A 3,825-nucleotide genomic window follows, 5' to 3' on the forward strand; every position below is an offset into this window, starting at 1 on the left:
GCTCACCGCCGCGTTCCCCGCGCTCGCCGGAGCGCTCGCCGCGACCGCCGTCGCGCCGCTCACCGCGACCGCCGTCACCGCGACCGCCACGCAGGCCGTCGCCTCGACCGGCGTCGGGCCGGCCGCCGCTCTTCGCCTGGCGCTTGCCGGTCTCGCCGAGGTCCTCGAGCACCTCGGCGTCGAGGCCGGCGCGCGTCTGGGCGGCCTTGGGCAGGCGCCCCTTCGTGCCCTCGGGGATGTCGAGGGTGGTGTAGAGGTGCGGCGAGCTGGAGTACGTCTCGACCGGCTCGGGGTAGCCGAGGTCGAGCGCCCGGTCGATGAGGCCCCAGCGCGGGACGTCGTCCCAGTCGACGAACGTCACCGCGGTGCCGGTGCGCCCGGCGCGGCCCGTGCGGCCGGTGCGGTGCAGGTAGGTCTTCTCGTCCTCGGGGCACTGGTAGTTGATGACGTGCGTGACGTCGTCGACGTCGATGCCGCGCGCGGCGACGTCCGTCGCGACCAGGACGTCGATCTTGCCGGAGCGGAACGCGCGCAGCGCCTGCTCACGCGCGCCCTGGCCCAGGTCGCCGTGGATCGCCCCGGCGGCGAAGCCGCGCTCGGCGAGGTCGTCCGCGACCTTGGCGGCCGTCCGCTTGGTGCGTGCGAAGACGATGGTCAGGCCGCGGCCGCGGGCCTGGAGGATCCGCGCGAGCACCTCGACCTTGTCCAGTGCGTGCGCCCGGTAGACGACCTGCTTGATCGCCTTGAGCGTCGCGCCGCCGTCGTCGGGGTCCTGCGCGCGGATGTGGGTCGGCTGCGTCATGTACCGGCGCGCCATCGCGACGACCGCACCGGGCATCGTGGCCGAGAACAGCATGGTGTGGCGCGACGCCGGCGTGCGCGTGAGCAGCTTCTCGACGTCGGGCAGGAAGCCGAGGTCGAGCATCTCGTCGGCCTCGTCCAGCACCACGGTGCGCACCCGGGTGAGGTCCAGGATCCCCTGGTTCATCAGGTCGATCATGCGTCCCGGCGTGCCGACGACGACCTCGACGCCGCGCGAGAGCGCCTCGACCTGCGGCTCGTAGGCCCGGCCGCCGTAGAGCAGGACCACGCGGACCTTGCGGTGCTTCGACGCCGTCTGCAGGTCTCCGGCGACCTGCCCCGCGAGCTCGCGCGTCGGCACGATGACGAGCGCCTGCGGCTTGCCCGGGGCGGGGAGCTGCTCGAAGCCCTCCTCGCCGGGGGCGACGACGTGCTCGAGCAGGGGGAGTCCGAAGCCGAGGGTCTTGCCGGTACCCGTCTTGGCCTGGCCGATGATGTCGTGCCGCGACAGGGCGACCGGCAGGGTCATCGCCTGGATCGGGAACGGGTGCGTGATGCCGGCGTCGGCGAGCGCGCGGACGATGTCCTCGCGGATCCCGAACTCGGCGAAGGAGGGGTTCTGCGTGCTCTGCACGCTCTGGCTCGTCGTGCCCTGGCCCTGGCCCTGGACCTGGTCCTGGTCCTGGACCGAGGCGGCGTCGGCCGCCTCGGGCTGCTCGGGCACGAACGGCTCGGTGGTGCTCGTCGTCATGGTTCTCCGGTGGTCGGCCCGAGGGGCCACACGCATCGGGCGACGTCGCGTCGCACCGGGAGCGGGCCGCGCCGCGGGCGGGGGCCGGCAGCCGATCGTGGAAGGCGCCGCCCTGGCGGGGCGTCGCGCTGCGGTGGTTCGGGGGTGGTTCTCGGGTGCAGCGTGCGCTCGCGGGCGAGGATGTCGGGACGACCGGTCAACCGATGTACGAAGTCATGCTACCGGACATGCCTTGGCGCGCGCCCGGCGCGACGGGGCGGCGCGCCGGGCGCGCGCGGCTAGCCTGGTGCGATGACCATCCCCGTGGCCCCCGATCCCTCAGCGAGCCCGGCGACGGCGGGCTCCGCGATCGCGCAGGACGGCGTCGCGGCAGCCGATCCGGCCTCCGCCGAGAGCACGAACGCGGTGCTCGGGATGATCGCGTACGGCCAGCTCGCGGCGTTCTCGAGGCTGGCGGCCGACGCCGCCCTCGCGCCCGAGCTCTCGCAGCGTCTGCGCCTGAGCCGCCTGGCCGGCCTCGCGCTGCGTCGGCTGGACCGGGTGGCCGAGCGCCTGGAGGAGCTCGGCCACGACCTCGAGCCGGTCATGGCGCCGTTCGCGGGCGTGCTCGTCGAGTTCGACCAGCGCACCGCCCCGGGGACCTGGTGGGAGCGGCTGCTCAAGGGCTACGTCGGCTACGGCGTGGCCGACGACTTCAGCCGGATCGTCGCGCAGCGGCTCGACCCTGACACGCGCGACATGGTGGTCGACGTACTCGCCGACGAGGCGTACGCGGAGCTCGTCGTGGACGCCCTCGCGGCCGCGGCCGCGCAGGACCCGACGCTCGCGTCCCGCCTCGCGCTGTGGGGACGGCGCCTGGTCGGCGAGGCGCTCGGCGTCGTGCAGCGCGTCCTGGCGGACCACCCAGACCTGCGTGGCCTGCTCGAGGTCGGCACACCCGGCGACGCCCAGCAGCGGCTGTTCTCCGCCCTCACGGCCGAGCACAGCCGCCGCATGGAGCGCCTCGGGCTCACGCCCTGAGGTCGGCCGGCCTCGTCAGAGGTTGTGGAAGCCGACCTTGCCCTTCTCGTCGCCGCCGATCTCGACGTAGCCCACCGCGGACGCCGGGACCACGACGCGGCGGCCGCGGGTGTCCGTCAGCTCGACGGGCGCGCCCACCTCGAGCGCCTTGAGCACGCCCTTGACGACGTCGTCCGAGGTCTGGTCGGTCTCCAGCACCAGCTCCCGTGCTACGTGCTGCACACCGATCGTGATCTCCACGCCCATCGCCTCCGTCTGTCGCCGTCGTGCCTGCGTCCTGCCTGCCGTTCATCCTAGGCAGGCCCGGCGGGCTCGGCCCGCCCTGTCCGCGCAGGGCTGATCACGCCGCGCGCCCGGCGGGGCGCCGGTCACGTGCCGGTGGGCTCGGGGGACTCGCGGTCGCGGACCAGGCCCGCGACGCCGCGCCAGGCGAGCTGGGTGACCAGCTCCACGGTGTCCTCGACGCCGACCTCCCGCGAGCGGTAGCGGGTCGTGGCGGCCACCCGGGCCATGCCCACGAGGGCCGAGCTCAGCAGCTCCGCCTGCTCCGGGGGCAGCCCGGCCAGCTCGCGCAGGGCCCGGCAGATCGCGTGCGCGGCGTCCGCGGAGGCCTGCTCGACGCGCGAGCGCACACCGCTGTCCCGGGTCACGTCCGACTCGAACAGCAGGGAGAAGGAGTCGCCGGCGTGCTCCACGAACTCGACGTAGGCCTGGACGATCCCGCGGACGACGGCGCGGCCGTTCTGCTGGTCACCCCGGCCGGCCGTCGCCAGGGCGTCGTCGACGGCGGCCACGAGCGCCTCGCCACGGTGGTCGACGACGGCGAGGTACAGGTCGAGCTTGGACGGGAAGTGGCGGTAGAGCACCGGCTTGCTGACCTCGGCACGCTCGGCGATGTCGTCCATCGAGACGTGGTGATAGCCCTCGCGCGCGAACAGGTCCTGCGCGACGGCGAGCACCTGGGCGCGTCGCGTATCGCGATCCATGCGCGCGGCGCGGGGCCGGTGCCCAGGACTGGTCATCCGCCGATGCTAGCGAGAGGGCTCCCACGCGGCGGGGCCCGGACCTCGGCCGTGGTACCCGGACTCGCCGCCCGGGTGTCACCATGGGTCGGTGCCCTCCCACGTCGACCCGTCGCCCCGGGGCCGCGCCCCGGTGCGCCGCCTGCTCGAGCGCCGCGTGCCGGCGGGCGCACTCGCGGTGGCGGCGCTGCTCGGGCTCGGCGCCGGCGTCGCAACCGGTGCCGTGGCGCA

4 protein-coding genes are annotated in these 3,825 nt (G+C 74.7%); 1 reads left to right on the top strand and 3 read right to left on the bottom strand.

The features are described 5' to 3' along the window. On the bottom strand, positions 1 to 1,552 hold a 1,552-nt coding region (locus IDM29_RS15545), incomplete at its 3' end, for a DEAD/DEAH box helicase (RefSeq protein WP_188037750.1). 291 nt (positions 1,553 to 1,843) lie between these two features. Between IDM29_RS15545 and IDM29_RS15550 the strand changes: the two genes are divergently transcribed. Then, positions 1,844 to 2,572, top strand: a complete 729-nt coding sequence (locus IDM29_RS15550) for a ferritin-like fold-containing protein (protein WP_182111909.1) — start codon at positions 1,844 to 1,846, stop codon at positions 2,570 to 2,572. A gap of 15 nt (positions 2,573 to 2,587) precedes the next feature. Here IDM29_RS15550 and IDM29_RS15555 read toward each other — a convergent pair whose 3' ends face one another. After that, positions 2,588 to 2,818 carry a DUF3107 domain-containing protein gene (locus IDM29_RS15555; RefSeq protein ID WP_223148400.1) on the bottom strand — a complete coding sequence of 77 codons (231 nt, stop codon included), beginning with the start codon at positions 2,816 to 2,818 and terminating at the stop codon, positions 2,588 to 2,590. A 122-nt stretch (positions 2,819 to 2,940) separates the two neighbouring features. Next, positions 2,941 to 3,594 carry a TetR/AcrR family transcriptional regulator gene (locus IDM29_RS15560; protein ID WP_182111907.1) on the bottom strand — a complete coding sequence of 218 codons (654 nt, stop codon included), beginning with the start codon at positions 3,592 to 3,594 and terminating at the stop codon, positions 2,941 to 2,943. Positions 3,595 to 3,825 lie beyond the last annotated feature (231 nt).

The organism is Actinotalea sp. JY-7885, assembly GCF_014525465.1.
Lineage (GTDB): Bacteria > Actinomycetota > Actinomycetes > Actinomycetales > Cellulomonadaceae > Actinotalea.